Below are 26,148 nucleotides of genomic sequence, written 5' to 3'. Positions count from 1 at the left end.
CCCGAACTGGGCGCTGAATACGGCCAGGTCTGATTCGGCGCTCGGGTCGTTGTAGGCATCAACAATGACAATCGTCGTACCACTGCCCACTGTCGACGAGGTGGGGAAACCGTAAACTCCCTGCACGATTAAAGGACCGCGGAAGACTTGCACGCGCGGCCGGAACATAAAAAGTCAGCCCAACCAAAGTCTATTTCACCCTGGGTGAACAAGCCATGGACTGGGCGGCGAACGGTAGATCCGGCTACGCGGTTTTCTATGAGTCAACGCGGGTCGTTGACAGCGCGCATGCTTTACTCACTGCCTTCCCTTGGACCTTCACCCAAACCGAGGCTGGAATTAATCCCCAATTTCTTCATCCGTCAGCTGCGGCCCGGAAAGTAGTTCGCGTCAGGGCGACGGGGCCGGTGAACAGCTAACCGGAGGAAAGCCTATGTTCAACCGAGGAACTAAAGCCGCAACAATGATGCCGCCGGCCGTAGGGCCATGGCGATGGCTTCCGGTCGGATCGCTCGGTCGGGATGGTGTGGCGTCCGCGGCCTTGTGGCTGGCGCTGGGCGGGGTTGCCTTCGCCCTGGGCGAGGCCGCTTCGCTCACCGGCCTCCCGGCGCCTCATCTGCTGGTGGCGCTCGTGGTCGGTGCTGCTGCAGCCCTCTCAGGGGCGGTCAAGCGGCAGCTGCCGAAGCCGGCGGCAGTGGCCTCGCAGGCCGGAATCGGCGTTCTCATGGGCAGTTACGTCACCCCGGCTGCCTTGCAATCAGCCGGCGCCACGGCCTTGCCGATGACGGCGGTGACCATCCTGACCATCGGGCTGTGTCTCATGGCCGGATCTCTCCTGGCCAGATGGGGTCGTACAAGTCTTGCTGAAGGTGCGCTGAGCCTGGTGCCCGGCGGTTCCGCGGCCATCGTCGCTGCCGCAGAGGATCTGGGCGCCGACTCCCGCCTCGTGGCCTTCGCGCAGTACCTCCGGGTGGCCCTCGTGGCCTTCACAGCGCCCGTGGTAGCCACCGCCATGCACCCGGCCACCGATGGGAACGCGAGCTCTGGGGGCGCGCCGCTCTGGGCCGATCCCCACCGGATCCTCCACCTGTCACAAGGGACGCATCAGCTCCCGGGCCTGCTCATGCTCGCCGCCGTCTGCATCCTCGGGGTTAGGGCAGGCAAACGCTTTTCGCTACCCGCCCCCGCGCTTATCGGGCCGATGGTCATAACCGCATTGTTTGTCTTCACGGGAACCGCGGAGGGCTTCGCGCCGGACGGCGTGCTGCGCAGCCTTCTCTTCACACTGGTCGGCCTTGAAGTAGGCCTGCGGTTCACCTGGGCCTCCGTGCGGAGCATCGGCAGGCTGTTCCCCCATGTGTTGCTCTGGATCATGGCAGTCTGCCTCGGCTGTGGGGCCTTGGCCTGGGCGTTCTCAGCAGCCCTGGGCCTTCCCCTGATCGACGCCTACCTCGCGACGACACCGGGCGGCATCAACGCCGTACTGGCCACAGCTGCATCCATGGATACAAACCTCCCCGCCATTTCGACCGTTCAAAGCACCCGTCTGCTCATCGTGATGCTCCTAACCCCACCCATCATCACTTGGCTGGCCCGCAAAATAACGCCAACACTGCAGCCCACGCCCGCCGCCTCCAAACAACTCCCGATCGTGACCGAATCAGCCGTCTCCTGATACCGCCCGTCACTCCACGGCGTAGTGACCGACGCAGCCGGGGATCCGGGAGCCCCCCGGCTCGCGATGTCGTCGCGGCGGCCTCGCCGCCCGTCCGGCGGTCGATTCCGCCAGCTGCTCAGGGGTCAATGCACAAAGCGCATTAGGACCAATTGCTGTGGCTTGAGGCTCACGGGAAGGGCGAGTAGAGATGTCTTTCGTCGCCTTGCACTGGACGAACCGTTTGAATCCCATTTGGCATACCCCAACCGGGCAACTACAGGCCCTTGCGCCGCATGGCAAGACCTTAGTTGGATATTTCACTTCTTCACCAGCCGCCCTTCTCGCATTCCCGCTTTATTGGAGTTAGTATGACTTACATGAAATCGGGGGCTTCCGGCCGGAGCTATGTGATGACGAAACGGGCGCAGTCCGCAGCGGCCACCGCGGAGCGCATCCTTGACGTGGCGGCAGGTGAGTTCGTGGTGGGCACGCCCATTGCGGGCATCACGCTCGAGGCTGTCGCGGCCCGCGCCGGCGTTACTGTCCAGACAGTACTTCGGCGCTTCGGTGATAAGGACAAGCTCTTCTCCGCGACAGCCGAGCGGCAAGCGGCCAGAGTAGCTGCTGAACGGGATGCAGCCGTGCCGGGTGACCTCGCAGGTGCCGTCGCCAACCTCGCCGCGCATTACGAGCGGGACGGGCACCTCGCCCTGCGGCTGCTTGCGGAGGAGTCGTCGTCGCCGTTCTTGGCGGCTGTCACGGCCAACGGCCGGGCCTACCACCGGTCCTGGTGCGCACAGGTGTTCGGGCCGTTCCTTGACGGGCTCAACGGTGACGAGCGCGACCGCCGTCTGGCCCAGTTCATCGCCGTGTGCGACGTCTACGTCTGGAAGCTCCTCCGGGTCGATTCCGGGCTGGGCCGGGAGGCGTACATCCAAGCAATCCTCGAGCTCCTCGAACCCCTCACCCGGAGGACATGATGTCCCGCATCCTCGCCTACACATCCCCCGCCATCGGCCACCTCTTCCCCATGACGCCGCTGCTCCTCGAGCTCACCCGGCGCGGACACCAAGTGGAGGTGCGCACCCTGCCAGGCCAGGTCGAGCCCCTGCGTGGTCTCGGCCTCACAGCCGAGCCTATCGACAAACGGATCGCCGCGATCGAGCACCGCGACTTCGGCGCCAAGAGCACACTCGATGCCCTCTCAGCCTCCGTGGACGTGTTCGTCCGACGAGCGGCGATCGACGGCGCAGACCTCACCGCTGCGATCGCCGCAACGTCCCCTGACGCCGTTATCGTCGACTTCAACTCCTGGGGAGCCCGCGCGGCCGCCCAGGCATGGGGAGGCCCCTGGGCCGCGTTCTGCCCCTACACCCCTCCGGTCACCTCACGGGGCGCGCCTCCATTCGGCCCCGGACTCCCACCCCTCCCCGGCCCCCTCGGACGGCTTCGGGACGGCCTGCTGCGGCCCCTGGTCATGGGCCAGCTCGAAAAGCGATTCCTCCCGGGCATCAACGGAATCCTCACCGCCAACGGAGTGCCAGCGGTCACGAGCGCCGACGAGTTCTTCCGGTCCGCACCCCTGACCCTTGTAGCGACCTCAGAGCCCTTCGAGTACCCGCACCCCGACTGGGCGCCCGACATCCGCCTTATCGGCGCCCTCCCCTGGGAACCCCCGGCCCAGGTACCCGCATGGCTCCAGGAACCGGGTGACCCGTTCATCCTCGTCACCACATCCTCCGAGTACCAGGCCGATGAAGCCCTGGCCCGGGCCGCCGTCAAAGGGCTGGAGGGCGAGCCCTACCGGGTTGTCATAACGATGCCCGCCGGTCTCGCGGACCTCGGGCCCCTCCCGGCCAACGTGCGGGTCGAGCGGTTTGTCCCGCACGGGCCGGTCCTCGCACGCTCAGCCGTGGCCGTGACCCACGGCGGGATGGGCGCCACCCAGAAGGCGCTCAGCTCCGGTGTCCCCTGCATCGTCGTACCATTCGGACGGGACCAGCTCGAGGTCGCCGCCCGGGTGAAACACGCGAACGCGGGCGTTCGCCTGCCCAAGGCAAAGCTCACCCCCGAACGGCTGCGACACGCCGTCCACCACGCCGCAGGCATGTCCGACGGCGCCCACCGCATAGCCGCCGGCTACCGCGCCGCCGGAGGAGCAGCCGCCGGCGCAGAAGCAATCGAGGAACTCATCAGCCCGAAACCGCACAACCCAGAACCGGAAGCAGCCCGGGGAGGCCCGGACCAGCTCTAACTCCCGCCGGGTCTGCACGCACCACTCCTTCCCGCGGGCGCCGTAGGTTGTACTGACCCCCACAGCTGTTCCGCCCATCCCGATAAAGGCCGAAATGTCTGCGTAGGGTGCGCGGTCACGGGCGGGCCGGAGGTCCATCACGAAGTGACGTGCAGCGCCCTTGACGGTGCGCCAGGAGCAGCGAAAATCAGAGGCCGGGATGGGGGAGGGTATTTGGGAGGCTGTGCGCATCCGCCGGTTGTCTCGGGGGTGAGGTTCCCGCGTGTGGTGACCTGGCGGTTGTGTGCAGGCGGTCGGCTGGTTCCTGTCGTCCATCATGTGTGCGGGAAAAGCCCGAAGGAATCTCAATAGGGATTGTCAAGGACAATCATCGTTTCCAGCAGTGCTGCGCGGCACTCAAGGTGCCCCTGAAGCTATCCGCGGCTGGGGTCAATTCGGGTTATCCATGGCTGATTCTTGTGGGAGCCGTTTGGGGAGCTCCCTCGGCAGCGGTAGCGGTGGATAACCCATGAGGAATTGTCCCCGGCTGTGGGTAGCGGCAGCTCATTCCGAAGAGCCATGGCAATACAGGATGAATCCGGCAGCGCTGCGGGTGTGAGTCTGATCCCGATGGTGTGTTTCCATAGATCTCTTCGCCGGGTCGCTGCGGTTGAGAATGCGCCTCGCTCTCATCGTTCAGAGCGCATGTCGTGGTGCCTTCCGTGTTCTGTTGTTTCGGGCTTACCAGGGTGCCACGATATCTTCTATCAGCCGCCACACGAGCAGAGGGTCTTCGGAGATGAACGATTCAGAAGGTGCGTTCGCGGGGATTGGGAACACGCCCCTCGTGGAGCTGCGGAGGGTGGCGCCGGCCAACGGTGCCCGGATTTTCGTCAAGTTGGAGTGGGCCAACCCGACAGGGAGTATGAAAGACCGGATGGCCCGCACGGCGGTCGAAGGCGCCGTGCGCGACGGTCGCCTTGTCCCGGGAGGAACTGTCGTCGAATACACGGCTGGCACGACCGGCATTTCGCTGGCGTTTGCTTGCGCTGTGCTTGGTTTCGGTCTCCACGTCGTCTTCTCCGACGCGTTCAGTGACGAAAAACGCCGGACGATGCTTGCCTTTGGCGCCACCGTCGAGGACGTTCCCAGTAATAACGGCGCAATCACCGAAGCGCTGATCAAGCAGATGATCGCCCGCGCCGCTGAAGTATCGAAACAACCGGGCATGTGGTGGTGTGACCAGTTGAATAACCATGACGCGGTCACCGGGTATCTGCCCCTGGGGGAAGAGATCTGGACACAGACAAAAGGCCGGATCGACGCGTTCGTGCACACGGTCGGAACCGCTCACTCGATTCACGGGGTCACGCGTGCACTCCGCGCGCACAATCCAGACATCAGGGTCTTTGCGGTCGAACCGGCCGAATCCGCTGTCCTGTCCGGTCAACCGACGGGCCCCAACCGCATCGAGGGCATCGGTATCGGCTTTGTTCCCCCGCTGTGGGAACCGGACACTGTCGATGGCATCCTCACCGTATCCGCCGACGAGGCAATGGATATGGCGCGGCGCTTGGCCCGGCAAGAGGGGCTCTTTGCCGGGACTTCCTCAGGGGCGAATGTTGTCGCGGCTCTTCGGACCGCGGAACGAATGGGCCCCGGATCAACAATCGTCACCATCCTCTGCGATTCCGGACTCCGTTACCTCTCGACCGAGCTCTACCGATCCGGAACAATCTAGCCTCCAAACCAGCGGGGCGCCTGCAATTCCAACGACCAGGAAGCCTGGTGGAGGGATCCGTTGCCTGCTCGGCAGTAGCAGGCCTATACTCCGGTCAGGCCGGCACCTTACCGGTTCGGACGATGACTAAGGAGATCACGGTGGCGCCTAGATTCGGAGTGCTTGCATTGGTTGAGGCGAAACCCGGGAAAGAGCAGGAAGTGTGGGATTTCCTGAACGGTGGCCGTGACATTGTGCTTGGCGAACCCGGCACACGTACTTGGTATGCCTTCCGCGCCAGTGAAACCACTTTCGGCATTTTCGACACTTTTGACACCGAGGAAGACCGCCAGGCCCACCTCAGCGGGGCGATACCCGCCGCCCTCGGCGAACACGGCCCGGCGATGCTGGCTGGGGACCCGGACATCCGGATAGTTGAGCTGATCGCCGTTAAGTAAGCCGTCCTGGGTTTCCAGGACCATTCCATCCGTCTTCTGCGTGGCGTGGCCACGAGCTTTTGCCGGCGCTCAGAAAGCTTTGGCGTTGGGTTGTTGGTAGGGGTGCCGTCGCGGAGCATGGCCCAGAGGACGTTGAGACGGCGTCTGGCCAGGGACGGAACGGCTTGTTTGTGGGTTTTTTCCTTCGCCAGCTGAGGGAGCTTTCCCGGTGGCTCCCGGTTTCCAGCCGTGGATAACCCGGATCGACCCCAATTTTGGACAGTCGGCGTGGTCACCTTGGGCGTTGGCTAGCGGAACCCGTTAGAACAGTCCTGGGGGTGGCTCCTCGCAGGGCAGGGGGGCGAGTTTGGCGCGGTGGCCGTCGTCCGGGGTGCAGCCCTTGAATGGCCCATCTGTTGAGAGCAGGACGGACATGTGGTGGTCTGCGTGGTCGCGCCACCAGACGCTCATTCCTGTGGTGCCGTCCAGGCGGAGGAATTCCCAGGCGCGCCAGAGTGCTTCGAGGCGGCTGATGGCTTCGGCGTGTTTCCACCATTGTGGGCACCAGGTCACGCCGCCTTGGACGTTGAGCTGCCGGCGGTAGCTGGTCGCGAGCTTGCCGCTGACGAATTCGGCCACGTTCGGGTAAAACAGCTCAGGTGCGTCCGCATCCTCCTCGGCCGGCTCCGTCGGGGTTGTGGTGGCATCGAGCTCGTCGTCCCACTCCCCCAGTCCTTCACTCATTAGAGGCGCCTGCGGCGATCCATCGGTTCCCAGCCTCGGTCGCTGGCTTGTTGGCGGGGTCGTGTGCGGCGATGGAGGCCCGCACGGCATCAGCCTGCGGTCCGCTCATCCAGGGCACTGTCTCCAGCAGTGCGGCGGGGGCGCCCGAGGCGAACATGATGGCCCGGCCGCGGGGGAACGCGGCCAGGTCGGAGACGTCCAGGGTGCGTTCTTTGCGGTCGTCGTCGTGGCTGTAGGAGGTGCCTTGTTTGGAGCGGCTGCGGGTGGTGTTGGAGTAGCGGTATTCGCCTACGAGCTGTGCGAGTTCGTTGAGGAATTCGGCTTCGGCGACACCGCCGCCGTAGACCTTGATGTTGGAGGCGGACCAGAGTTTGCGCATGCCGTCGCGGCCCCACACTTCAACGCCTTGGGACCAGGATTGGAGGATGGTCATTAGGACGATGCCGCGGGAGCCGTAGTGGCTGTAGAGGTTGGGCAGTTCGCGCCAGCGGCAGACGTTGGCTGCTTCGTCCAGGACACCGAGCATGGGTGTGGCGAGGCGGCCGCCGGGTGAGTGGACGGCGAGTTCTTCGGCGGCCTCGACCGTGGCGACGGTCAGTGCCGTCACGAGTGGCCCAGCGGTGCCTTTGCCTTCCTTTGACAGGCTGTACAGGGTGCCCTTGGAGCGGACGAATGCTGCCGGGTCGAACTGGGGCCGGGTGTCATTGTCACCCTGGGGCGTCACCCACCGCGCGACTTGGCGGTTGGTGAGGCACGATGCCATTTGCAGGGCGGTGCCGTACACGCCGCCGCGTTGCTTTTCGGGGGCGTTGACGACGCCGCCGACGGCGTTGGATGTCTGGGCGAATCCGTGGGCCTTGAGAATGTCCACCGCTTCGTCGTCCGCCGGCCTGGTCAGCCAGGTATGAACCTGCGTGATCGGCCGACCGTCGAGAGCCGCCGCGAGCAGGAGGCCGGCCAGGAGATCCTGGCCGGCAGGATCGAAATAGGCATCCGTTTTGGCATCCGGGCCGCGGGAGCCTGCGGCGAAGTGGTCAGCCAGGCGGGCTGCCCGCACTTCGTCCGTGACGTAGGACAGCGGGTTCCACCACCAGGCGGGTTCCTCGAGGGCGACGGACTGCGGGTCGAACACCCAGACCGGGCCCTCGGCGGCGCGGACGTCGCGGGTTCCGTCGACGATGTCCCGTTTGTTCGATGTCACCAACGCAGCTCCCGGGGCGGCGAGGATCGCCGGGATCGCCCGGGAGGTCGTCTTGCCCGTTCGGGGCCCCCAGATGTCGATGTGCATGTCTTCCCACGAGCCGTAGACCATCTGCCCGCCCAGGACCGTCTTACCTACGGGCACGCCGGGTGAGCCCTTCACTCCGAGCCGTTCGGCCGTGGCCGTGGCACCGCGCAGGCTCAGGGCCCGCAGGTCCCGGCCGTTGGCCATGTGCTGGGCAGCGGCGTCCACACGGGAACGCTTGGACCGTCGGCGCAGCACGGCACGGACCACCAGAACGGCCACGACGACGGCCAGGACGCCGAAGCCGGCCAGTACCCCGGTCGCGGCCGCGGGCCAGGTCACCTTGTGCGAGATCAGGCCGAAGACCAGTTCAAACGGGTTGGCCGGCAGCTGCTGGCCGTCACCGGACAGCATTGACCCGAGGTGCACGGCCCCGGCGACCGAGCCGACGCCGACCACCACGATGGTGATGACGATCCAGAGCAGGATCGTTTCGGTGTCCAGTCCTGAGCGTTTGCCGCTGTTTGGTGCACCCATCAGTTCTCCCCCTCGCCGTCCCGGCTGATCGTCCAGCGCTTATTTGTATCGTGCAGGGATTTTTCGACACTCGTGAGTTTGAGCGCGACGGGCACCCCAGGCCGGCCGCCGACTTTGAAGAGGAACTTCCCCAGACCCGGGCGGACGCGTTTGCGGGAGCCGCCGACGTCGGTCCACGACCCGGGGTCGGTCCAGGAGATGAGCCGGGCTTGCTCGGCCCGGGAGAGGGTGACGGCTTTGTTGAGTTTTTCCATTTCGGCCCCGGGCAGGGCGCCGCAGACGACCATCCCGGAGCGTTCGACGAACCCGCGGGCTTTCATCCGTTCGGATTCGGTGGGCAGGGCTTCGAGGTCGCTCATGGTGTGCGTGATCATGGCCTGCCCGACGCCCTCGGTGCGGTTTAGGCGGGTGAGGGAGTCGACCCGGTCGACCATGCCTTCGCCGGAGCGCAGGGCCCGCCAGAGTTCGTCCATGACGACGAAGTAGTTCCGGCGTGGTTCCAGGCCGGCGTCGGCGAGCGTGTGGGCGACCTGGACGGTGGCGAACCCGGTGGACCAGCAGGCCAGCAGGCAGGCCGCTTGAATGTCGCGTTGCGTGTCGGAGATCCCGGAGAGGTCGAAGACCACGGGTTTGGTCAGGTCCATTGGCTGGTCGGTGGGTTGGGAGAACATGTCCGAGAACCGGCCCGAGCCGTCCAGGGAGTACAGCGACTGGCGCAGCTGGTCGGTCGCGTCCAGGTAACGGCTCATGTCGCCGCGGTCCAGGGCGATGGCGCGCAGCTCGTCGGGGGCATCCTTGATGACTTCGATCAGGTCCCCGATCAGGGGCACGCGGTCCAGGCGCTCGTCCAGGATGTGCAGTGCCCGGTCGATCAGGGATTCCTCGTGGGCGCTGGGCTTGGCGTTGCGCACAATCGTGATCAGTGCCGTGATCATGTTCAGGCGCCGGTTGTGCGAGTCGGCCATGAGCTGTTCGGCCAGCTTCTCGGCCTTCACTGCTGCATTGAGCATCTGCGCGGCCGCTTCCTGGTCCGTGGCCCGGTTGGCGTTTTCCCGGTGTTCTTCGGCCGAGGCAAGCAACCGGATGGCCGCGCCCGTGGCTTCGCCAGGGTCAAGGACGTTGAGGTGCCCACGGCCGGGCCCCAGGCTGATGACCTGGCCGCCCAGGGCTTCGATGAGGTCAACATAGTCGGGCTTCAAATCGCCGAGGATCAACGGGTTGATGCCCCGGCCGGCAAGGCCCAGGACGATGTGCCGGACCAGCGTGGACTTGCCGTAGTGCGGCAGTCCGAGGACGAACATTGACGGGTTGTTGATCATGCCGTGCATGAACCAGCTGATGGGATCTCCCCCGAACGGGGCTCCGGTGTCGGTGTGGACACCGATCGGCACGCCCACAATGGGGGTGCCACTGCCGCCCACGAAAGGCCATAGCCCGCAGACCTGGACGGAGGTGCCGCGCCACTCGTCGGCGGCGGTGACGTAGATGGCTTCGCCTTGCCCGCGTCCGCGCCAGCCCCGAAGGCCTGGCCGGCGAACGACGGCGGCCGGCAGCGTGCGGGTGCTGGCGGGAGTGCGCTTGTGCTTGGTCTTGCTGCCGAACATCACATGGCCTCGCGGATCTCTTCGGGCACCTTCAAGTGCTTGGGCAGGACCAGGCCAAGCGGCAGGGATGCAGCAAAAGCTGAATCCTGGGAGCCGTAGACCCGTCGCAGCAGCAGGCGGGCTGACGGGCCGAGGTTGCCCTCTACGACGGCAACAGCGTCATCCAGAGCGCTGGAGGACAGCACCGTGGCCGTGACGACCATGCCGAAATTCACCAGCCCCGCCCCCTTGGCTTCTTCCGCAGCCGTGGCCGTCGCTGCGCGGGCGTCCACGAGGGCGCGCGCCGTCGGCCGGCTGGTGGATGAAGCCCGCGTCAGGGCGTTGGTCTGGTCAGACTCCACAATGGCGGCCGCACGGCCCGACTCAATGGGCCGGTACAGCAGCGTGACGCGCTTGCGGGCGATCTCCCCGTGCGGGGCGACGAGACGGGCGAGCACGGACGCGAGGACGTGGCCGCGCGGTGCCCCGGTCATCGTCCAGGACACCGAGTGCCCGGAGTCGTGGCGGTAGCTGTCCCAGCCGGCTTGATGTGCCGAAGGCCCGACCTCGCCCCAGCCCAGATCAACAGGCGTGCCCTGGTAGTGGGCTTCATCGATCAGCCGCGCGGCCGCAGGATCGTAAGCGACCCGGACGACTTCGCACAGCTCCTGAGCGTTCAGCGGCGCGCATGCGCCGGCCCCCGTGGATTCCAGACGTTCCGTCAGGCCGGGAAGACGGGAGGCGAGATCGCGTGCGATCTCATCGGCGGTGCGGCGCTTGCCGCCGGCCCGGGCTGCTGCGCTGAACGTTAGTGCGACCCAGGCACGGATCGTGGCCGACCCTTGTGGGTATGTCTCAAGGGCCTCTCTCAGCATTGCCTTGGCAATGGCGGGTGCATCTTCATGGATATTCGATTCGACTTCCCGGCGCAGGCGCGCCCCGGAATCCGGTGCGGTCTCTACGGTGACCGATGCGGCGACGACGGCCGGCTCATTGCCCAAGGACGCCAGCCAGCCTCCCCAGTTGGCCACCCAGGCATCAATCTGCTCAGGGTCGACCAGAGACGCGCCGTCAGGCTGCGTGCCGAAGACCACCGTGTAGTGAGCTGTGGACGGAAGGTGGATCAACGCGAATGGTCGGCCGTAGGAGTCAGCGAACTCGTAGAGCTTTGAGCCGGCGGCGATCCCGGGCAGCTGATACTCGCCCCAGGGGGTCAGCCCCAGAGGGCCCGAACGGTAGATGTTCGTCTTCTTCCGTCGTGCCGAGCGGAACGCCAGCCGAGCGAAAGCCCGCTCCCCGATGGACTTGTTGTGCTTGTCCGTCACCGAGACAACGGCCAGTGCCATGCCGAGGACGAGCAAAGCCACCAGGCCGGCGGCCCAACCACCGACGAAGAAGCAGATCACTGTGACGATAAGGCCGATGAAAAGGCCCGCCGTGGCAAGACCGCCCAACGTGCCGATCCCTGCCTTGCGCGGGCGGCGCCAGTTGCCATAGGTCGGTTCCACGTAAGTGTTTTCGATAGCCGCCATCTCAGGCACCCCCCGTTGATTCTTCGCTTATGTTCCTGACGGCCCCGGCGGCAGCCTGACCGGCCGCAAGGCCTTTTTGGGCTGCCAGCACGCCGACGCCCACCGGGCCGGCTGCCGGCGCAGCTCCACCAGCTGCAGTCCCACTGCCACCGGCCGCAGCTCCACCGCTACCAGCCGAAGCTGCTCCAGTCCCGGCCTGTGCACCGCTTGCGGCGGGCGCTGTTGCGGAAGCTCCCTGGCCGCCGGTCTTACCAGCCGTGCCGGACGTCCCTGCCGTGCCCTGGCTCCCAGTCCCCGATGGCCCCTGAGAGCCGGAAGACTGATTCGATGAGCTGCTCGGCATGGTGCTGGCCGTTCCACCGCCACCCCGACCGGCGCTGCCCATATTGATAGCGCCGGAAGCCAGGGCACCGACAGCACCGGCTGCAACGGCGCCCCCGCCGCCGGCAACTGCCCCAACCATCGGAGTCACGAACCGCATGAGGGCCGGCATGGCGAACAGGGCAATGACCATCAGCGCCAAGCCCGTGACAGTCGTCAACAGTGCAGATCCGAAGTCTTTGCCGTCGCCGCCGTTTCCGAAGATCTTGGTGCCGGTGAGCCGGAACGCTGTGGCATAGATGATGGCCGCCGCCGGCTTGTAGAGGATGAAGGCGATCAGCCAGGCCGTGCACTTCTGGAACCAGCCCTTTCCAGCCTCCGTGTTGGTGAAAGCTGCAGCTGTGGGGAAGATCCCCGTGAGGACCACGAGCAGGCCGCCACGCACGATCATGAGCACGATCTGGAGAATGGAAGCGAGAATTGCAATGAGCCCCAAAAGGATGATCATTATCGACCCAATCGGGCTGGTGGCCGAGAGCGCCAACATCCCAGTGATGTTGTCGTTGAACGATGTTCCATCCGTAGAGTTCTTGATGATCCAGGCCGAGAACTGATCTGCTGAGACGGTTAGCAGTCCGACCGCTGCGACGCCGGCGCCGGAGACGACGACCAGCGTTGCGAGTGAACGGGCGAGATCCCGCAGGGGTGCACCCCTGCGTTCAATGATCATTTTGGCTGCGCCCACCAGCACAGACAGGACAGCAAGAGCAGCGGTCCAGAAGTAGAGGCTGTTCTGCAGGAACAACACCGAATCACTTGCCGTGGACCCACCCGGCGCAGCGGTTAGGGCAGGAGTTCCCACATTCACCCAAAACGTCCCAAGCGTCTTGACCACGTTCCCCACAGCGTCTGCGATTGCCTGGGCCATGTTCTTGACCGCGTCATTGGCACGATCATTCGCCCAGTCTGAAACGACGCATCCAACTTCCCACGGTTTGCAGGGCTGTCCGTTCTCGTTGGCCGGAAGCAAGTTAGACACCCGCCCAACTAATAAAGCCGTTCAGATCAGAGAGCTGTCGTGCTTCTGCCATACCGGTAGCCGGCAGAACCCATTTCCAATCTCCCCCTTGCCACTGCATTGCAACGGGCACTGACCCTACGCTGCCATTTGCTGCTTTGAGGCCGTATTCAATTACTGCGCGATCGCCGGTGTAGTCCACGACCTTGTAGCCCGCGATCTGAAACGGTGCCGTCCTTGGGGCGCTCGTAGGTGGCTCCGAAAGCATCTTGTCTCGTTCCGGTCCCTCGACCACGAGATGCTGGGCCAACAGGTCAGGGCGCCCAGAACTTCCGAGAACAATCATGTTTGCCCCGGCGTACAGCGCGCCGGTTGGTGAGTGTGCGAAGCAGGCGCGGAGACCGTTGGCTTCGGTCTTGCCGGGCCCGAATTGCGCAGGTGATGTTGGCGCGGCGATCTTGCCGACCAGTTCCCATTTGGTGTCGGTGAGCGTGGTTGCTGGTTTGGCTTGGTCGCCGGAAGGCAAGCCGCAGACACTTGCGGCTGCTGCCGCGCTGGGCTGGGTGCTGGCGGTGGTCGATCCGGAGTTGCTCGGCTCGGCTGTCGGGGTTCCTCCTCCTTTGGGGAGGGCCAGGATGATCCCAAGCGCGACAATGATCGCCACGACAACGGCCGAGATGATGAACTTAGGTTTGGTCAGCGGGCTCTGGTCTTCGTTCACGGTCGGTGTAGTCATGGCTGTCGCTCCTTAGACCAGGGCGCCTACGACACCGCCGGCGGAGGCTGCCAGGATGCAGCCGCCCAGGACCCATGCCAGGCGGCCGGCGTGCTCGCCGCCTTCGCCGCGTCGGTTGTTGATCATCATCGTCCCGGCTGTGATGAGGATGCCGGCCACTGCCAGGCCGAAGACGATCCAGGCGATCCATTTGAGGATTGTGAGAAGGCCTTCAGAGCCGGGAGGGGCCTCGCCCGTGCCCGGGTTGGGTATCTCGGTGATGGCAAGGCTCGACCATTCCATGGCTTTGGAGAACAACATTTTAGGGTTTCCTCTTTCTACTTGGCAGGGTGTCCGGCAGCGGCAGTTACGGCGAGGCGCACCTGCTCAAGGACGGTGCGGGCTTCTTTGGGAAGTTCTTCAGGGGCAACGTCATGGCCATAGCGCCATGGGTCGACCCAGGGAAAATGCCAAACATGGGGCACTCCCCCGCCAACGACGCGGGAGAAGTCTCGGATCTCTTTGGGGAGCCGTCCCGGCGCGTCGGCCATGACCACGAGCCCGGCGACCTGGATCCCGGGAAGGGACCTTGATGCCCATTCAGTTGCCGCCAACCGTGCTGCACGCAGGCCAGGGATATTGGAACGGGCAACCAGCACAACGACGGAACCGGCTGCTGTCACAGGCCAGTGATGCCCGGCTGCCTTGGTCTTCTTGTCGAGCCGTGCGAGCGAGGTCTCACCGGCGCCGCCGTGGACGCCAAGCCACCAAAACCCCGGCTCCCTGCCGGAGACGTCCCGACAGGGAAGCCGGTCCGCGTGGTCCGGCTGCGGCACGCTCATCTGTGGCCTGGTCGCCCCCGTAGGAACGAAGGCTGGCACTTCCGGGATGGCTAAATCAGGTTCGTCGATAGCGTCTGCGCCGAGCGTCACCCAGCGATTCTTTGAGACCGGCATTTCACATCCCCTAGTAATGTCCGCAAAGATCGTATCGGTACCATCCGACACGAAAGGCCAAAGGTGACCCCGAACAGCAGCTTTAATACCTTTCAGTCACTCCCAGTACATCACAGTACCAATTCATGGTCTAAGATGGCTTCATGCGGTGGGACGGACTGAGCGTGGACCCGAAGTACCTGGAAGCTCTCTTCGCCAAGTACCCGGAGCGTCTGACGCCCCAGGACCTGGAAGAGATCTTCGGGCTCTCTCGAAACACCGTCTACCGCTGGCTCCAAACCGGGGTGATTCCTGCTTACCAAGTCGAGAAGACATGGTTGATCGCCAGAGATCAAGTCAAAGACTGGGTCTGGGAAAACCGGAACACCCTGCGGAAGGGCCAAACACCCCGGGAGACCGAGGACCAGCAGCAGTAGCGCGAAGCAGCCGAGCGAATGTGAGGGGGACACATGCAGTCAAAGAACGCGCCCGTACTGGCCGCAGGTGCCGTCCTTGCCCCCATCGGGCTCGTGCTGTCCATCATCCTGATCGGCGGCGGCTCCCAGGCCGCGGCCGATGTGTGCTCACCGACCGGGCCCGGCGTCAGCGCTGACGCTGACCAACTGCCCAAAGTAGCCATCGCCGGCTACGAAGGAGAGCAACTGAAAAACGCCGCCCTGATCATCAACGCCGGCAAATCCCTCGGCCTGTCCGTCCGTGGACAGACGATCGGTGTCATGACGGCCATGGGCGAGTCCGGGCTGCGCATCCTGGACCACGGCGACGGCCCCGGACCCGACTCCCGGGGCCTGTTCCAGCAGCGCGACAACGGCGCCTGGGGCACCTACCAGGACCGCATGAATCCCACCGCCTCCGCCACCAACTTCTTCAAGGCCCTGCAGAACATCAACGGCTGGGAACAGCTCGAACCCACCACGGCCGCCCACCGGGTCCAGCGCAACGCCGACCCCTTCCACTACCAGACCTACTGGGCCCCCGCCGTCGAGATCGTGGCAGCCCTGGGCGACGTGCAGATTACCGATGCCGGGGGTACAAGCTCCTGCGGGATCCCGGGTGAGTCCGGCAAGGGCGATGATCTGCCGTGGCGCACCGCCAAGATCTATGAGGCATCCCCGTTGGGGATGTTCAACCGTGAATGCGTGGACTTCGCGCTCTGGCGGGTCAACCAGCAGCTCGGTAGCAGCACCGCGCCCTACAAGGTCCTGAACGGCACTTTCCGGCCCGACGGTGCCCTTCTCGGCTCCGCGCTGACGTGGAAGGACGGCTGGGACGCCAAAGGCTGGCCCACCGGCACCACATCCCGTGTCGGGGCGGTCGTCTGGTACTCCCCCGGCACGGGAGGCGCAGACGGCACCTACGGTCACGTCGCCGTCGTCAAAGCCGTCAACGGTGACGGCAGCTTTCTGGAAGAGGGCTACAACGGCAACCCCGCACCGAACGACCACACCTACTACACCCGAACCGTCCAGAACGGCACTCCCAGTGCCTTTCTCTATCTGCCCGGCAGCGACTCACCGGAGGAACCATGAAACGCATCCTGACAGCCCTCACGGCCCTGCTCCTGTGCAGCGCGTGCGCGTCGGCAGCCAACACCACGCCAGCGAACCAAGCGCCCGCCACTTCCACCGCTGCGCCGGCCACCCTTAGCGCAGGCGGCAAGGCCCAGGCTCCCGGCGGCACCGCCCCGGCGACGCTCGGCATCGTCTGGGACGAAGCAAGCAAGACAGCCGCAGTGGACACCGCGACCAAGGCCATGACGCTCTACGCCCGCCCCGCGGTCACGGACAAGGAATGGATCCAGGACCTCGGCCAGGTCCTCACCGCCCAAGCCACCGCCGACTACCAATACGTCGACCCAGCCAACATCCCAGCCACCAAGGTCACCGGCCCTGGCCAACTGAAGACTGATGAGAACAACGGATTCGGCTGCCACGTCGTGTTCCCCACCGATGCCGGCGACTACGACGTTCAGCTGCTCCGCAGCGCCGCCGACAAACCTTGGCAGGTCAACCGCTTCACACCCCCGAACGGCACGGAGTAAGGACAGATGATGGAAACCCAAGCACTCGACTTCCCCAAGATCAACGCCGTTCTCCGCACTAACGGCACCGGCGAAGTCACCATCAACGGAACTTCCCACGCGATCGAGGCCGCCGACGAAGCCGCCGTCCTGAACGATGCGCTGCGCCTCATCACCAAAACCGCCGTGCAGCTCGGGCGCCCCGTCCGCGTCAGCACCACCGATCCAGACGGCCAGGGCCTCATCATCGTCTCCCCCGACGGCCTCGTCAGCGAAGCCACTCCGATAAAGCCCGCCTCCCGGCGGGAGCAGGACACCCTGCCCGCCACGGCCGCACCCGCCAAGGCCACGGCTGTCCCTGCTCCCACACCAGCGTCGGTTCCCGATGCCTCTGCGGCCAAAGAAGCGCCGGCACACGCTGCCGACGCCGCGCCGGTGACCTTCGGTGCAGCCGTCACGACCGCGCCCACCCAGGAGCCCGCTGTGGCCTCAAAAGCAGCCACGGAGCCTGCTGCCCGGCGCAGCCTCAAAGACAGCTCCTTCCTTGTCAGTGCGCCCGTGCTGCAACCCGCCACGCGCGGCTGGCGCGGTGCCCTCAGCCGCCTCGGCTTCCGCATGGACCCTTCCCCTGCGGAGCTGGCCGAACGCGAAGACATCCGCACCGTGAGTCAGCACTGGCCCGGCCCCCGCACCGTGGCCGTCGTCAACCGCAAGGGTGGAGCGAACAAGACCCCCACCGTCGTCATGCTCAGCGCGATCCTCGCCCGCTACAGCGGCGCGGCGACCGTCGCTTGGGACAACAACGAATCCCAAGGCACGCTCGGCTGGCGCACCGAAAAGGGCGGCCACGACAACAGTGTCCTGGACCTCATCGACTCATCCCAGGCACTGCTCTCCCCCGGCGCCCAGGCAGCCGAGATCGCCCGTTTCGTCCACCACCAGACCGCGGACAAGTTCGACGTCCTGCGCTCAGACGAAAACGACGAAGGCGACCACGAAGTGACCGCCGAAGAAGTGGATATCGCCCATCAGGTACTGACCCGCTACTACCGGCTCATCGTCATGGACTCCGGCAACACCGCCCGCGCCGCGAACTGGCGCCGCATGATCCACCACACCAACCAGCTCGTCGTCCCGGTGACAGCCATCGAAGACCGTGCCGAAGCCGCCCGCCTGACCCTCCAAACCCTCGAATCCCGTGGTGGCCACGATGCTGAACTGGCCCGAAACGCCGTCGTCATCGTCTCCGAGTCCACGGACGCCAAACGAAGCATGAGCGGCGACGCACTCAAACGCGCCAAAGACGAAGCACAAAGGATCGCGGAAGCGTTCACCCCGCACGTACGGGCCGTGGTCAGCATCCCCTACGACCCCGCCCTGGTAAACGGCCCCATCCGCTACGACGCCCTGCAACCCGCCACCCAACGTGCATGGCTCGCCGCAGCAGCCGCCGTCGCAAAAGGCTTCTAGAAGAGATGGAACCGGCACGCCGCGCTTCAGAAGGACGCAAAGAGTGTCACGTCACAAAGACGACACGCTCCCGTTTTCTGAAAACAAATCCCCAGAGGGCTGTTGAGCCGGTGGTAGTTTCGGAGCAACCGCAAAGGGTCATCCTGTAACTCTGCGGGGCGGGCACCACAACGATGAAGCTGTAGCCGTTTAGGCGGCTACAAAATCAAAGGACACAGCAAATGACGGCAGTAGCAGTAAATCGAGGCGGCGGGCGTCCCAGCAAGGGGCTGCGTAAGTTCATTGGTTTTCGCTCACCCGAACCTACCGCTGACGGTATCGCCAAAGTGGCAGCGCACAAGGGCCTGACCGTTACTGAATACCTTCTGTCCGTTGTCGAGCCGCGACTCAAAGAAGACCTAGCCGCACTTGACCAGGACGACTACCAGCAGGAGCTGCCCATTCGCATCGCCTCATAAAACAAAGAAGGCCCGCACTAGACGGGCCTTCGAAGCTTGAGACTCACCATCTGGATTGCTTGCCGGCGGATCAGATTGTAAGTCGTGGAGGGCCATAACAGGCCATCCCTTGTGTTGCTATGAAACCGATCTGGCAGGATCGGCCCTTTTTGATACTTCAATCCCCGAAAGGATTACTCACATCGTACATCAGCACATCTCCGTGCTTCCAGCATGCCCAACTTCAGGCGTGTCAAATCAGCGGGACAGTCCGGCTACTGTCTGGGCAGCCTTGGCACCCCTGCTAGCGGGCCAGCCCCGAATGCGCCTCTCTCGCGACGCAGGTAAGACCTATCCGCAGAAGCACGAACGAAACCTCACGCAAGCACTTCCCTCGCTACCCGCGGCGGTGAGAATCTTCGGCAAGGACGGCACTTGCGCGGCAATCTTCCTCGACTTCGACTCCTCCGTTGCAGGTACTGACTGGGTCCAAGCTGACGTCCGCGCCGTACAGACCTGGCTGCACTCGGTCGGCGCACGCTGGATCGAGGACTACTCCCCGAACGGCGGCCGTCACGTCTACGTCCCACTCGCGCAGCGAATCACGTTTTCTGAAGCGCGTGATCTTGTTGAGGCGCTGGGCAGCCGGTACCGAACCCTAGATAAGACCCCTCACCAAAATCTGCTCCACGGCTGCATGCGGACTCCCGGCTCACCGCACAAGCGCGGCGGCCACCAGGAACTGGCGATGAGCCTATCCATGGCCTACGACATCGCCCGCCGACCCAACAGCTCTGCCGTCTGGTCGGCAATGAGCAAAGACCTGGCTGCCGAAATCAAGGCAGTCCGGGCGCTCCGACAGAATGAGTCCTTAACTCCGGCGACCTCGGATGCCCTCGCCGTCCAACAGCCTGTTGGACGCATGTCCCGGCTCATGCAAGTGCTCGCCCAAACCGGCATCTATGACACCACCAAATACGCCTCTGACTCGGAGGCCCGCCAAGCCGTCATCCTCTCGGCCGCAGGTGCCGGCCTGCATCTCATCGATGTTGAGCGACGGATGCTCCAGGGGACTTGGCCCGGCTTGGCCTCCTTCTATGTACGCTACGCCGCTAAGCACAGACTGCCCGCCCTGCGCCGTGACTGGCAGAACGCCCTCAAACACCTGAACAAAAACAAGACCAGAAGGGACGGAAATAACAATGTCCGCAAATCCCCCACAAGCCAGCCAAATACACAGGGCCTAGCACTACAGGGCGTAACCGAAATCTCGAATCCCGATGCAGAGCATCGGTACATTCGAACCTGGCGGAATGCTCTGAGGATCAGAGAGGTGAACTATCAGCAATCCAAGGCCGGTTTGGCTCGGAGGATGGTTCTCCGGTCGCTTGGCGAGGCAGCCCACATGACAGGGTCTAGGTTTGCTGAGTTCGGCGTACGTTCCATTGCGGTCGCCACTGGATTAGACCACACGACGGTAGCGATGCATCTGCGGGAGCTGCGTGCTGAGAAGGATCCCCTGGTCACTCTTGTTGAGGAGGGACGAGGGACCAAAGGTGATCTCTATATGCTGACTATTCCGGAAGAGCTCAAGGCAGCAGCTGAAGAGATGAGATGGCGGAAAGGGAAAGTTCATGCTCTCCGTCCGGTTTTCCGGGAGCTGGGGTTGCCAGCCGCGTTCGTTTACGAAACCTTAGAGCACTCCCCCGGTATGCCAACAGCCGAGATTGTACGGATCACTCGGCTGTCTCGTTCCGCTGTCCACGAAGCCTTGGACGTTCTCGCCGCCTGGAACCTGGTAGTCCGCAACTCCTGCCGGGCTTGGTCGATTGTAGCCGAGACGTCATTGAGGCAGCTCGCCGAACAATTTGGGGTACTCGAAGCGGTCGCCAGTCAGTTACAGCGTTACCGCAACGACCGGATAATTTGGCGGGAATGGCTGGCCAAAAACGTCAACACCGTACCGGTGCTCCTCTCCCCTGACGAAGATTATCCATGGGAGACGTTCGAGGGACCACCAGATGAATGGTCACTTTCCGATCTGGCCTTCAATAGAGCCGGATGATGGTCTGTGCTGGAGCCCATGGTAGTTGTACGACTGTTTTCGCAGTCTGCACATCCAAGTAGGGGGATGTGACTGGGCAGTTACCCATCAAGGAACAGCGAGACTCCCCGTGTTAGTGCCATAAGACATGCCATAAGCACTATAGGAAGACTAGCCTTGCTTGCGTCAATAGAGATCAGCCTCAGTCGACGGGTTGTACTGCCTTCATATGAAGTTTGAAAGCGACCGATACGAGCGCGCTGCGTGACGGTGCGTTGAACTCGGTGACCTTTTCATCTAGCCAGGCGACCTGCAACCCGTCGAGGCGTAACTGGATCTGAATGCCGGCCTCTCCCCTTTTACGCGGTGCCCGGCGGGGTATGCCGGATCTTGTCAAAGTGGTCTCCGGAGTGAACTCCTTGGCAATCTGCTCGTCGTCGACGGCTTCGAAAGCGTCGATTAACAGGTCCGCGTACGTGGTTCGCTCCTTGTAGACGGCATCTTTTACCTGCACTAGGAGTCCTGGCGGAAGGTAGACTCCAACGTTGCGTAGCGCGCCGGGAACCAGCTCGGAGGCTTTGTTCGAGTTAGCAGCTTTCTTGGCAGCAGGCTGGTGCCTCGTGGTGGCCTTTGGGGTCTTGGTTGACGTAGGTGTGGGCTGCGACCGCACTCCTGTCGCCTCGAGGGGCGGCTCTTCAACTGGTTCCTGCTCAGCCGACCGGTTATCCGCTTGTGGCTGCTCGGCAGGTACTGCCCTGTCTGCCGTGTCGGGATCTGCCAATGGGGACACTTGTACAATTTCCTGGGTCGATGCATCAGCGGAGTCGCTCGTGTTTGACCCCGATTCGGGAGTGCTTTTCACCCGCCTTGATGGCAACAATCCTTGGAGTGCAGCACCGCGGGCGGGCGCTACCGGTGCGAATGCCCCGGCAAGGCTTTGTCGGCCGCTCATGCTTCGTTCCCGCTTTCGATCTCGTTGAGTCGGGCGAGGATCTCGCCTGTCAGTTGCTCGTACTCTTCTGCGAGTCCCCCTGCATTCCGTGAGAAGAAACCGTCTGTCGGCCTCTCCCCCGCCCGGAGCGCTTTCAGACGATTTTTCTGAGCGTCGGTAACCGCACCTTCAAGCTCATGGAAGAGGAGGCCTTTGCGGCGTGCGTCCGCGCTTGCGCTTTCAAGGTTCCTAATGCGGGTTGCGAAGACCGGGGCGACGGTGCCGAGCATCTCTTCCAAAGTATCTCGAACGCTGCGCTCGAGACGCATGGAGCGCGGGCCGACACCGAAGAGGACGATCCCCGCCAATTGCAGCGACGGGTTCCTGTCACGTACAGCCATGAAGCGGCGTGCGACGCGTTCGACACCGTCGATACTCGCATCATCAGAACGTGTAGGAATAACGACTGCACTGGAGATTGCGAAGGCGCCTTCTACGAGGATTCGCTCCCCTGGCGGGGTGTCGATCAGGATCAGATCGTAATCGTCCGCCAGTGGGGCTAGAACGGAGTAGAGCATGTCGCCGAAGTCGCCGGCGTCCGAGCGGCTGGAGCGGGACACCATGAGTCCCTGGATGTCTTCGAGGTCCTGGCCGCCCGGAATGACGTCAAGGTTGTCCCGCACGTTGCGCAAAATCATCGGCGGCGTGCCGGCTATCAAGGCCTGGAAGAATTCCCTCCCGGTTTGCCGGTCGTATCCGAGATCGCGGGCCAAGTCACCTTGAGGGTCAAGGTCAATCAGCAGCACGCGGGAGCCAGCCAGTGCGACGTACCCGGCAACGTTAGCTGCGGTGGTGGTCTTGCCGACTCCGCCTTTGCCGTTCGCCAGAGAGATGACGCGGTCAATTGCGCGTGTTGCCTGGGGCTTCGGCGGTGCGGGGGTTTGCAGCGATCGTACCATCGGCCGACGACTCTCCTACTTGACGGGTTGGATTTGTTCCTACCTTCAACGCTATGTGCTGTCGTCCATGAATGCTGGCAGTGACACGCATAAGGGCGGACATATTGCGTAGAGCAGAAAGACTGGTTGGACTGCACGTCTTGGGCATGGCAGGACCTCGTGCCGTTTTTCGTATGCGTCTTCGTGTGTCGAATACCGTCCTACATCTCCTGTGGCTCGCCATTGTTCGTCAAATTGTGCATGTGGTTATGGGATCAATTAGTGGTCCTATGGTCCGTCCTGCGTGGTCATTCGTGGTTGTCCCCATTGGAGGTCTAGCTTGGTTACTTACGGCGGTAACTACATATCTAATGGCGTGCCGATGTGCCTTTTATGCCATGGACTCAAAGGCATCACGTAAGGCTTGCTAACCGACGTGCCGAACCGTAGTTCATCCAATAGAAGTTATGGCATGAAGGCGTATGGAGTCTGATGCATCACTTGGTCTCCCGCTAAGGCGGACTTCTGGTGGTGACTATAAGTTCATCCTAGCTGGGGCAGAGAGCGCGGGAGCAGGGGAGCGGCTGATTTAACCCGGCCATGCCACTGACTCGTGCGCAGTGCGCAAGCAGAAAAGTTTGCCTTGTGCCCCATCATGCACTCCGTCGCTTTACGGCCACTGGGGGACATCTTTAGTGGACGGGGGAATGGTTCGGCGATTTCCTCGCCTAAAAAACTCAGAAGGCAATTTGCTGCTGCCATACCCAGGGCCGACTGAGTGCCTCAGCGCTGGACGGGCGTACGACCGGCGAACCGGTCGTTCGCTGACACTGCCTACGCTGGCCGCAATAGGGACTGCCCCCGGTTTTGTTGACTCCTTGACCTAGCGAGCTTGTGCTCGTGGAAGGATGTTGAGCATGCCCACGGCTTATGGGGCGGAGTTCCGCCAGGATGTTATTGATGTGGCCCGGAAGGGCGAGGCGCCGCTGGCGCAGATTGCGAAGGATTTCGGGCTTTCGGTCACGACGTTGAAGCGCTGGATTGCCATCGCGGACCGTAAGGAATCCGGGGCCGGTCCGGCGGCGGCGGAGTCGGCCGAGATGCGGGAGCTGAAGAAGCGGAACCGCCTGTTGGAGCAGGAGAACGAGATTCTGCGCCGGGCCGCTGCCTATCTGGCCAGGGACATCAACCCAAAATGACTCTTCTATGGGGTCTGTCAAGCCATGGTGGTTTGGAGTTGGCGGAAGATGGAGCGGCAGACGTAGCGTTTGAGGTTCCGGCGGATCTCGCGGTTTGATTTGCCTGTTGCCCGGCTGCGGGCGACGTAGTCCCTGGTTGCGGTGTCGAAGCTCATTCGGGTGCGGACGATGACGTCGAAGGCGCGGTTGGGTTGGCGGTCGCCGGAGCGGTTGAGCCGATGTCTGGTGGTGTTACCGGAGGATGCAGGGCGTGGAGCAACGCCGCCGAGGGCGGCAAAGGCCGCCTCTGAACGGATCCGGCCGTGATGGGGGTAGGCGCAGATGATGATCGCCCCTGTTTCGGGACCGACTCCGGGTGTGGTTTGGAGTCCTGGAGCCAGTTCGTCGGTGAGCTGGGCCAAGGCCTTGTGATTTTCGGCGAGCTGGGTCGTGAGGTCTTTGACGGCCGATGCCAGGCGTTTGGCTTCGGCGCGGGCGATTCGAAGCATGGGGTCGGCGATGTTGGAGCTGCGCCAGGCTGCGATGGTGCTGATCTGAGCGTCCCGCAGGGATGACCGGGCGTCGATTCCGAGGTCGGTGCCGCGGAGTAGGGCTGTGAGGGCGTTGCGGTTGGCTGTCCGTTGGTGATCCAGCAGGGACCGGGAGGCCAACAGGATCCTGATCGCTGCCGGGGTTCCGGCCGCGCGTGGTTCCATGACTTGCTCGCGGGGACGTCCAAGGACCGAGCGGGCGGCGGCTTCGGCGTCGATGGGATCGGACTTGCCGGTCAGGGCCCGTGACGAGCGTGCCGGTTGCCTGACTTCGCCCACGTCGATGCCGACCGCCAGCAGTGCTTGGGTGAGTTGGGCGCCATAGGAGGATGTGCCTTCGACCGCTGCGAAGACCTTCTCCTCGCCGGTGCGGCCCCGGATCCAGGTGATGGCCCGGTCCATTCCCGCGGAGGTGGCTGGGAACACCGCGGTGTCGACCACTGCACCGGTTGCGCAGTGAACGGCTGTGAATGTGTGGGTGCGGGCGTGGGTGTCGACTCCGACGACGAACTCGAATTCCTCTGCGATGATCGCCATTGTGTGCTCTCCTCTTCTCATTAGCCCGGTTAGGTGACAGGAGCCTGCCTGGGTCGCTTGGAGACGCATCTGTAACGGGTCACACCCAATTGGTGGACAGTCTTCTGATCAGGTCATCCGCGCGGGGCAGGCCGTGCCCGGAGAATGGTGCGGACAAGTCATTTTCAAGACACCGCCTGAGCGGGTCGGATATACCCTGAGTCACACGCCGTCCTCCGGGACCAGCCTGCCAGCCGACCTCGGGCCGGCACCTGACCATTACAGATCTACCCGCTGGTCACGGATCTTGCCGCCGACGGTGTTCCCGTGGCGGTGACCTGCAGGGTGTTGGGATTCAGCAAGCAAGGCTATTACCGGTGGAAGGCCAACCCGGTCACGGAACGCGATTGGATCGATGCGCACCTGGTCAACGCCGCCCTGGACATCCACGCCGATGACCCGGCATTCGGGTACCGGTTCATCGCCGATGAACTCCCGGAGAAGGGCATCACTGCGGGTGAGAACAGGGTCCAGCGCCTGTGCAGGGACCACGGCATCTGGTCGGTGTTCTCGAAGAAGCGTGGCCTGAACCGCAGACCCGGGCCACCGGTCCACGACGACCTGGTCGAGCGGGATTTCACCGCCGCGGCGCCGAACGAGCTGTGGCTGACGGACATCACCGAACACCCCACCGCAGAGGGCAAGCTCTACCTCTGCGCGGTGAAGGACGTCTATTCCGGCAGGATCGTCGGCTACTCAATGGACTCGCGAATGAAGTCCTCGCTAGCCGTCCCCGCACTGGAGAGCGCTCACGCCGCCCGGCAGGGACAGTGGTCCACTCGGACCGCGGGTCCCAGTTCCGGTCACGCCGGTTCGTCGAGTCCCTCCGGCACCACGGGCTCACCGGATCGATGGGCAGGGTCGGTGCGTGCGCGGACAACGCCGCGATGGAATCGTTCTTCTCGCTGCTGCAGAAGAACGTCCTGGATCGTCAACGGTGGCTCACCAGGCAGGAACTCCGGCTCGCCATCACGACCTGGATCGAGAGAACCTACCATCGCCGGCGACGGCAAAGACGGCTGGGAAAACTCACGCCCATCGAATATGAAACAATCAACCGGACCGCGCTCACAGCGGCCTAAGACCCCGAGTCAACAAAAGCCGGGGCAGTCCCTTGATCGGGTACGGGCGTGTTTCGACGCGGCAGCAGTCCACTGACCGGCAGCAGGCCGATCTGCTCGCCGCTGGCGTCCGACGCGATGACCTTCACGTGGATCACGGTGTGTCCGGGGCGCGGGCTTCCCGGCCCCAGTTTGATCGGGCACTCCGGGCGCTGATCGACGGTGACACCCTCGTTATCACGACACTGGACCGGCTCGGGCGAT

General features: G+C 63.8%; 23 protein-coding genes and 2 pseudogenes. 14 read left to right on the top strand and 11 right to left on the bottom strand.

The features are described 5' to 3' along the window. Positions 1–433 precede the first annotated feature (433 nt). The 5 genes from IEW19_RS21405 to IEW19_RS21385 all read left to right on the top strand — a co-directional run bounded on the left by IEW19_RS21405 (position 434) and on the right by IEW19_RS21385 (position 6,068). Positions 434–1,675: an AbrB family transcriptional regulator gene (locus IEW19_RS21405; RefSeq protein ID WP_188573582.1), complete on the top strand. Its 1,242-nt coding sequence runs from the start codon at positions 434–436 to the stop codon at positions 1,673–1,675. A 350-nt stretch (positions 1,676–2,025) separates the two neighbouring features. Beyond that, complete coding sequence (locus tag IEW19_RS21400; protein WP_188573581.1) at positions 2,026–2,637, top strand: TetR/AcrR family transcriptional regulator; 612 nt, start codon at positions 2,026–2,028, stop codon at positions 2,635–2,637. Next, entirely contained in the window at positions 2,634–3,911 is a 1,278-nt protein-coding gene (locus IEW19_RS21395) for a glycosyltransferase (protein ID WP_229748647.1), read from the top strand. Before IEW19_RS21400 ends, IEW19_RS21395 begins: the two co-directional genes overlap by 4 nt. A 778-nt stretch (positions 3,912–4,689) precedes the next feature. Then, positions 4,690–5,631, top strand: coding sequence for a PLP-dependent cysteine synthase family protein (locus IEW19_RS21390; protein ID WP_188573579.1), 942 nt, complete (start codon positions 4,690–4,692; stop codon positions 5,629–5,631). 122 nt (positions 5,632–5,753) lie between these two features. Beyond that, positions 5,754–6,068, top strand: coding sequence for a putative quinol monooxygenase (locus tag IEW19_RS21385; protein ID WP_188573578.1), 315 nt, complete (start codon positions 5,754–5,756; stop codon positions 6,066–6,068). A gap of 300 nt (positions 6,069–6,368) precedes the next feature. Here the strand turns inward: IEW19_RS21385 and IEW19_RS21380 are convergent, their stop codons facing one another. From IEW19_RS21380 to IEW19_RS21345, 8 genes are read right to left on the bottom strand one after another with little or no spacing between them, the layout of a single operon-like run. Beyond that, a complete protein-coding gene (locus IEW19_RS21380) occupies positions 6,369–6,791 on the bottom strand; it encodes a DUF4913 domain-containing protein (RefSeq protein ID WP_188573577.1) in 423 nt (140 codons plus the stop codon). Continuing rightward, the gene (locus IEW19_RS21375) at positions 6,784–8,553 is read right to left on the bottom strand and encodes a type IV secretory system conjugative DNA transfer family protein (protein ID WP_188573576.1); all 1,770 of its coding nucleotides are present in this window, start codon (positions 8,551–8,553) and stop codon (positions 6,784–6,786) included. Before IEW19_RS21375 ends, IEW19_RS21380 begins: the two co-directional genes overlap by 8 nt. Then, complete coding sequence (locus tag IEW19_RS21370) at positions 8,553–10,157, bottom strand: putative type IV secretion/conjugal transfer ATPase (RefSeq protein ID WP_188573575.1); 1,605 nt, start codon at positions 10,155–10,157, stop codon at positions 8,553–8,555. Before IEW19_RS21370 ends, IEW19_RS21375 begins: the two co-directional genes overlap by 1 nt. Beyond that, on the bottom strand, positions 10,157–11,668 hold the full coding sequence (locus IEW19_RS21365) for an SCO6880 family protein (protein WP_188573574.1): 1,512 nt from the start codon (positions 11,666–11,668) through the stop codon (positions 10,157–10,159). Before IEW19_RS21365 ends, IEW19_RS21370 begins: the two co-directional genes overlap by 1 nt. 1 nt (position 11,669) lies before the next feature. Further along, on the bottom strand, positions 11,670–13,028 hold the full coding sequence (locus IEW19_RS21360; protein ID WP_505592653.1) for a TrbL/VirB6 family protein: 1,359 nt from the start codon (positions 13,026–13,028) through the stop codon (positions 11,670–11,672). Continuing rightward, entirely contained in the window at positions 13,021–13,743 is a 723-nt protein-coding gene (locus IEW19_RS21355; protein WP_188573573.1) for a DUF8175 domain-containg protein, read from the bottom strand. Before IEW19_RS21355 ends, IEW19_RS21360 begins: the two co-directional genes overlap by 8 nt. 12 nt (positions 13,744–13,755) lie before the next feature. Then, a complete protein-coding gene (locus tag IEW19_RS21350) occupies positions 13,756–14,043 on the bottom strand; it encodes a hypothetical protein (protein ID WP_188573572.1) in 288 nt (95 codons plus the stop codon). A 17-nt stretch (positions 14,044–14,060) separates the two neighbouring features. Next, on the bottom strand, positions 14,061–14,654 hold the full coding sequence (locus IEW19_RS21345) for a DUF6668 family protein (RefSeq protein ID WP_229748645.1): 594 nt from the start codon (positions 14,652–14,654) through the stop codon (positions 14,061–14,063). 167 nt (positions 14,655–14,821) lie between these two features. Here IEW19_RS21345 and IEW19_RS21340 point away from each other — a divergent pair, with 167 nt between their 5' ends. The 6 genes from IEW19_RS21340 to IEW19_RS21315 all read left to right on the top strand — a co-directional run bounded on the left by IEW19_RS21340 (position 14,822) and on the right by IEW19_RS21315 (position 20,670). Continuing rightward, on the top strand, positions 14,822–15,094 hold the full coding sequence (locus IEW19_RS21340; RefSeq protein WP_188573570.1) for a helix-turn-helix domain-containing protein: 273 nt from the start codon (positions 14,822–14,824) through the stop codon (positions 15,092–15,094). Positions 15,095–15,127: 33 nt separating this feature from the next. Next, entirely contained in the window at positions 15,128–16,207 is a 1,080-nt protein-coding gene (locus IEW19_RS21335) for a CHAP domain-containing protein (RefSeq protein WP_188573569.1), read from the top strand. Further along, positions 16,204–16,719 carry a hypothetical protein gene (locus IEW19_RS21330; protein ID WP_188573568.1) on the top strand — a complete coding sequence of 172 codons (516 nt, stop codon included), beginning with the start codon at positions 16,204–16,206 and terminating at the stop codon, positions 16,717–16,719. The genes IEW19_RS21335 and IEW19_RS21330 overlap by 4 nt, the downstream gene beginning before the upstream one ends. Positions 16,720–16,725: 6 nt before the next feature. After that, positions 16,726–18,168 carry a MinD/ParA family ATP-binding protein gene (locus tag IEW19_RS21325; RefSeq protein WP_188573567.1) on the top strand — a complete coding sequence of 481 codons (1,443 nt, stop codon included), beginning with the start codon at positions 16,726–16,728 and terminating at the stop codon, positions 18,166–18,168. A 221-nt stretch (positions 18,169–18,389) separates the two neighbouring features. Beyond that, the gene (locus tag IEW19_RS21320; protein ID WP_011776892.1) at positions 18,390–18,626 is read left to right on the top strand and encodes a hypothetical protein; all 237 of its coding nucleotides are present in this window, start codon (positions 18,390–18,392) and stop codon (positions 18,624–18,626) included. Between the two features lie 301 nt (positions 18,627–18,927). Then, the gene (locus IEW19_RS21315; RefSeq protein ID WP_229748644.1) at positions 18,928–20,670 is read left to right on the top strand and encodes a MarR family transcriptional regulator; all 1,743 of its coding nucleotides are present in this window, start codon (positions 18,928–18,930) and stop codon (positions 20,668–20,670) included. A 181-nt stretch (positions 20,671–20,851) separates the two neighbouring features. On the opposite strand, the gene IEW19_RS23735 is transcribed toward IEW19_RS21315, so the two are convergent. Both IEW19_RS23735 and IEW19_RS21305 read right to left on the bottom strand, forming a co-directional pair. After that, the gene (locus IEW19_RS23735; RefSeq protein WP_229748643.1) at positions 20,852–21,163 is read right to left on the bottom strand and encodes a hypothetical protein; all 312 of its coding nucleotides are present in this window, start codon (positions 21,161–21,163) and stop codon (positions 20,852–20,854) included. Between the two features lie 434 nt (positions 21,164–21,597). Then, positions 21,598–22,539, bottom strand: a complete 942-nt coding sequence (locus IEW19_RS21305; protein WP_188573564.1) for a ParA family protein — start codon at positions 22,537–22,539, stop codon at positions 21,598–21,600. A gap of 896 nt (positions 22,540–23,435) precedes the next feature. Between IEW19_RS21305 and IEW19_RS21300 the strand changes: the two are divergent. Continuing rightward, positions 23,436–23,714: pseudogene (locus IEW19_RS21300) on the top strand (transposase); the annotation flags it as partial. 20 nt (positions 23,715–23,734) lie between these two features. On the opposite strand, the gene IEW19_RS21295 reads toward IEW19_RS21300, so the two are convergent. Next, positions 23,735–24,784, bottom strand: a complete 1,050-nt coding sequence (locus IEW19_RS21295) for an IS110 family RNA-guided transposase (protein WP_188573563.1) — start codon at positions 24,782–24,784, stop codon at positions 23,735–23,737. Between the two features lie 255 nt (positions 24,785–25,039). On the opposite strand from IEW19_RS21295, the pseudogene IEW19_RS21290 reads away from it, so the two are divergent. Together IEW19_RS21290 and IEW19_RS21285 are read left to right on the top strand one after the other, a co-directional pair. After that, positions 25,040–25,905, top strand: a pseudogene (locus tag IEW19_RS21290) (IS3 family transposase); the annotation flags it as partial. Positions 25,906–25,937: 32 nt separating this feature from the next. Beyond that, positions 25,938–26,148, top strand: a 211-nt coding sequence (locus IEW19_RS21285; protein ID WP_188573562.1) for a recombinase family protein, incomplete at its 3' end; no start/stop codon positions are given.

The sequence above is a fragment of the Arthrobacter liuii genome (assembly GCF_014639275.1).
In the GTDB taxonomy this organism is placed as follows: Bacteria; Actinomycetota; Actinomycetes; order Actinomycetales; family Micrococcaceae; genus Arthrobacter; species Arthrobacter liuii.
Note: the sequence above shows the minus strand (reverse complement) of the source record. Positions and strands in the feature narration are given on the sequence as shown.

Bases quoted from the DNA above. Each gene is read 5' to 3' on its own strand.
- IEW19_RS21405 (WP_188573582.1), top strand. From the start codon at position 434: ATGTTCAACCGAGGAACTAAAGCCGCAACAATGATGCCGCCGGCCGTA.
- IEW19_RS21400 (WP_188573581.1), top strand. From the start codon at position 2,026: ATGACTTACATGAAATCGGGGGCTTCCGGCCGGAGCTATGTGATGACG.
- IEW19_RS21395 (WP_229748647.1), top strand. From the start codon at position 2,634: ATGATGTCCCGCATCCTCGCCTACACATCCCCCGCCATCGGCCACCTC.
- IEW19_RS21390 (WP_188573579.1), top strand. From the start codon at position 4,690: ATGAACGATTCAGAAGGTGCGTTCGCGGGGATTGGGAACACGCCCCTC.
- IEW19_RS21385 (WP_188573578.1), top strand. From the start codon at position 5,754: ATGACTAAGGAGATCACGGTGGCGCCTAGATTCGGAGTGCTTGCATTG.
- IEW19_RS21380 (WP_188573577.1), bottom strand. From the start codon at position 6,791: ATGAGTGAAGGACTGGGGGAGTGGGACGACGAGCTCGATGCCACCACA.
- IEW19_RS21375 (WP_188573576.1), bottom strand. From the start codon at position 8,553: ATGGGTGCACCAAACAGCGGCAAACGCTCAGGACTGGACACCGAAACG.
- IEW19_RS21370 (WP_188573575.1), bottom strand. From the start codon at position 10,157: ATGTTCGGCAGCAAGACCAAGCACAAGCGCACTCCCGCCAGCACCCGC.
- IEW19_RS21365 (WP_188573574.1), bottom strand. From the start codon at position 11,668: ATGGCGGCTATCGAAAACACTTACGTGGAACCGACCTATGGCAACTGG.
- IEW19_RS21355 (WP_188573573.1), bottom strand. From the start codon at position 13,743: ATGACTACACCGACCGTGAACGAAGACCAGAGCCCGCTGACCAAACCT.
- IEW19_RS21350 (WP_188573572.1), bottom strand. From the start codon at position 14,043: ATGTTGTTCTCCAAAGCCATGGAATGGTCGAGCCTTGCCATCACCGAG.
- IEW19_RS21340 (WP_188573570.1), top strand. From the start codon at position 14,822: ATGCGGTGGGACGGACTGAGCGTGGACCCGAAGTACCTGGAAGCTCTC.
- IEW19_RS21335 (WP_188573569.1), top strand. From the start codon at position 15,128: ATGCAGTCAAAGAACGCGCCCGTACTGGCCGCAGGTGCCGTCCTTGCC.
- IEW19_RS21330 (WP_188573568.1), top strand. From the start codon at position 16,204: ATGAAACGCATCCTGACAGCCCTCACGGCCCTGCTCCTGTGCAGCGCG.
- IEW19_RS21325 (WP_188573567.1), top strand. From the start codon at position 16,726: ATGATGGAAACCCAAGCACTCGACTTCCCCAAGATCAACGCCGTTCTC.
- IEW19_RS21320 (WP_011776892.1), top strand. From the start codon at position 18,390: ATGACGGCAGTAGCAGTAAATCGAGGCGGCGGGCGTCCCAGCAAGGGG.
- IEW19_RS21315 (WP_229748644.1), top strand. From the start codon at position 18,928: ATGCGCCTCTCTCGCGACGCAGGTAAGACCTATCCGCAGAAGCACGAA.
- IEW19_RS21305 (WP_188573564.1), bottom strand. From the start codon at position 22,539: ATGGTACGATCGCTGCAAACCCCCGCACCGCCGAAGCCCCAGGCAACA.
- IEW19_RS21295 (WP_188573563.1), bottom strand. From the start codon at position 24,784: ATGGCGATCATCGCAGAGGAATTCGAGTTCGTCGTCGGAGTCGACACC.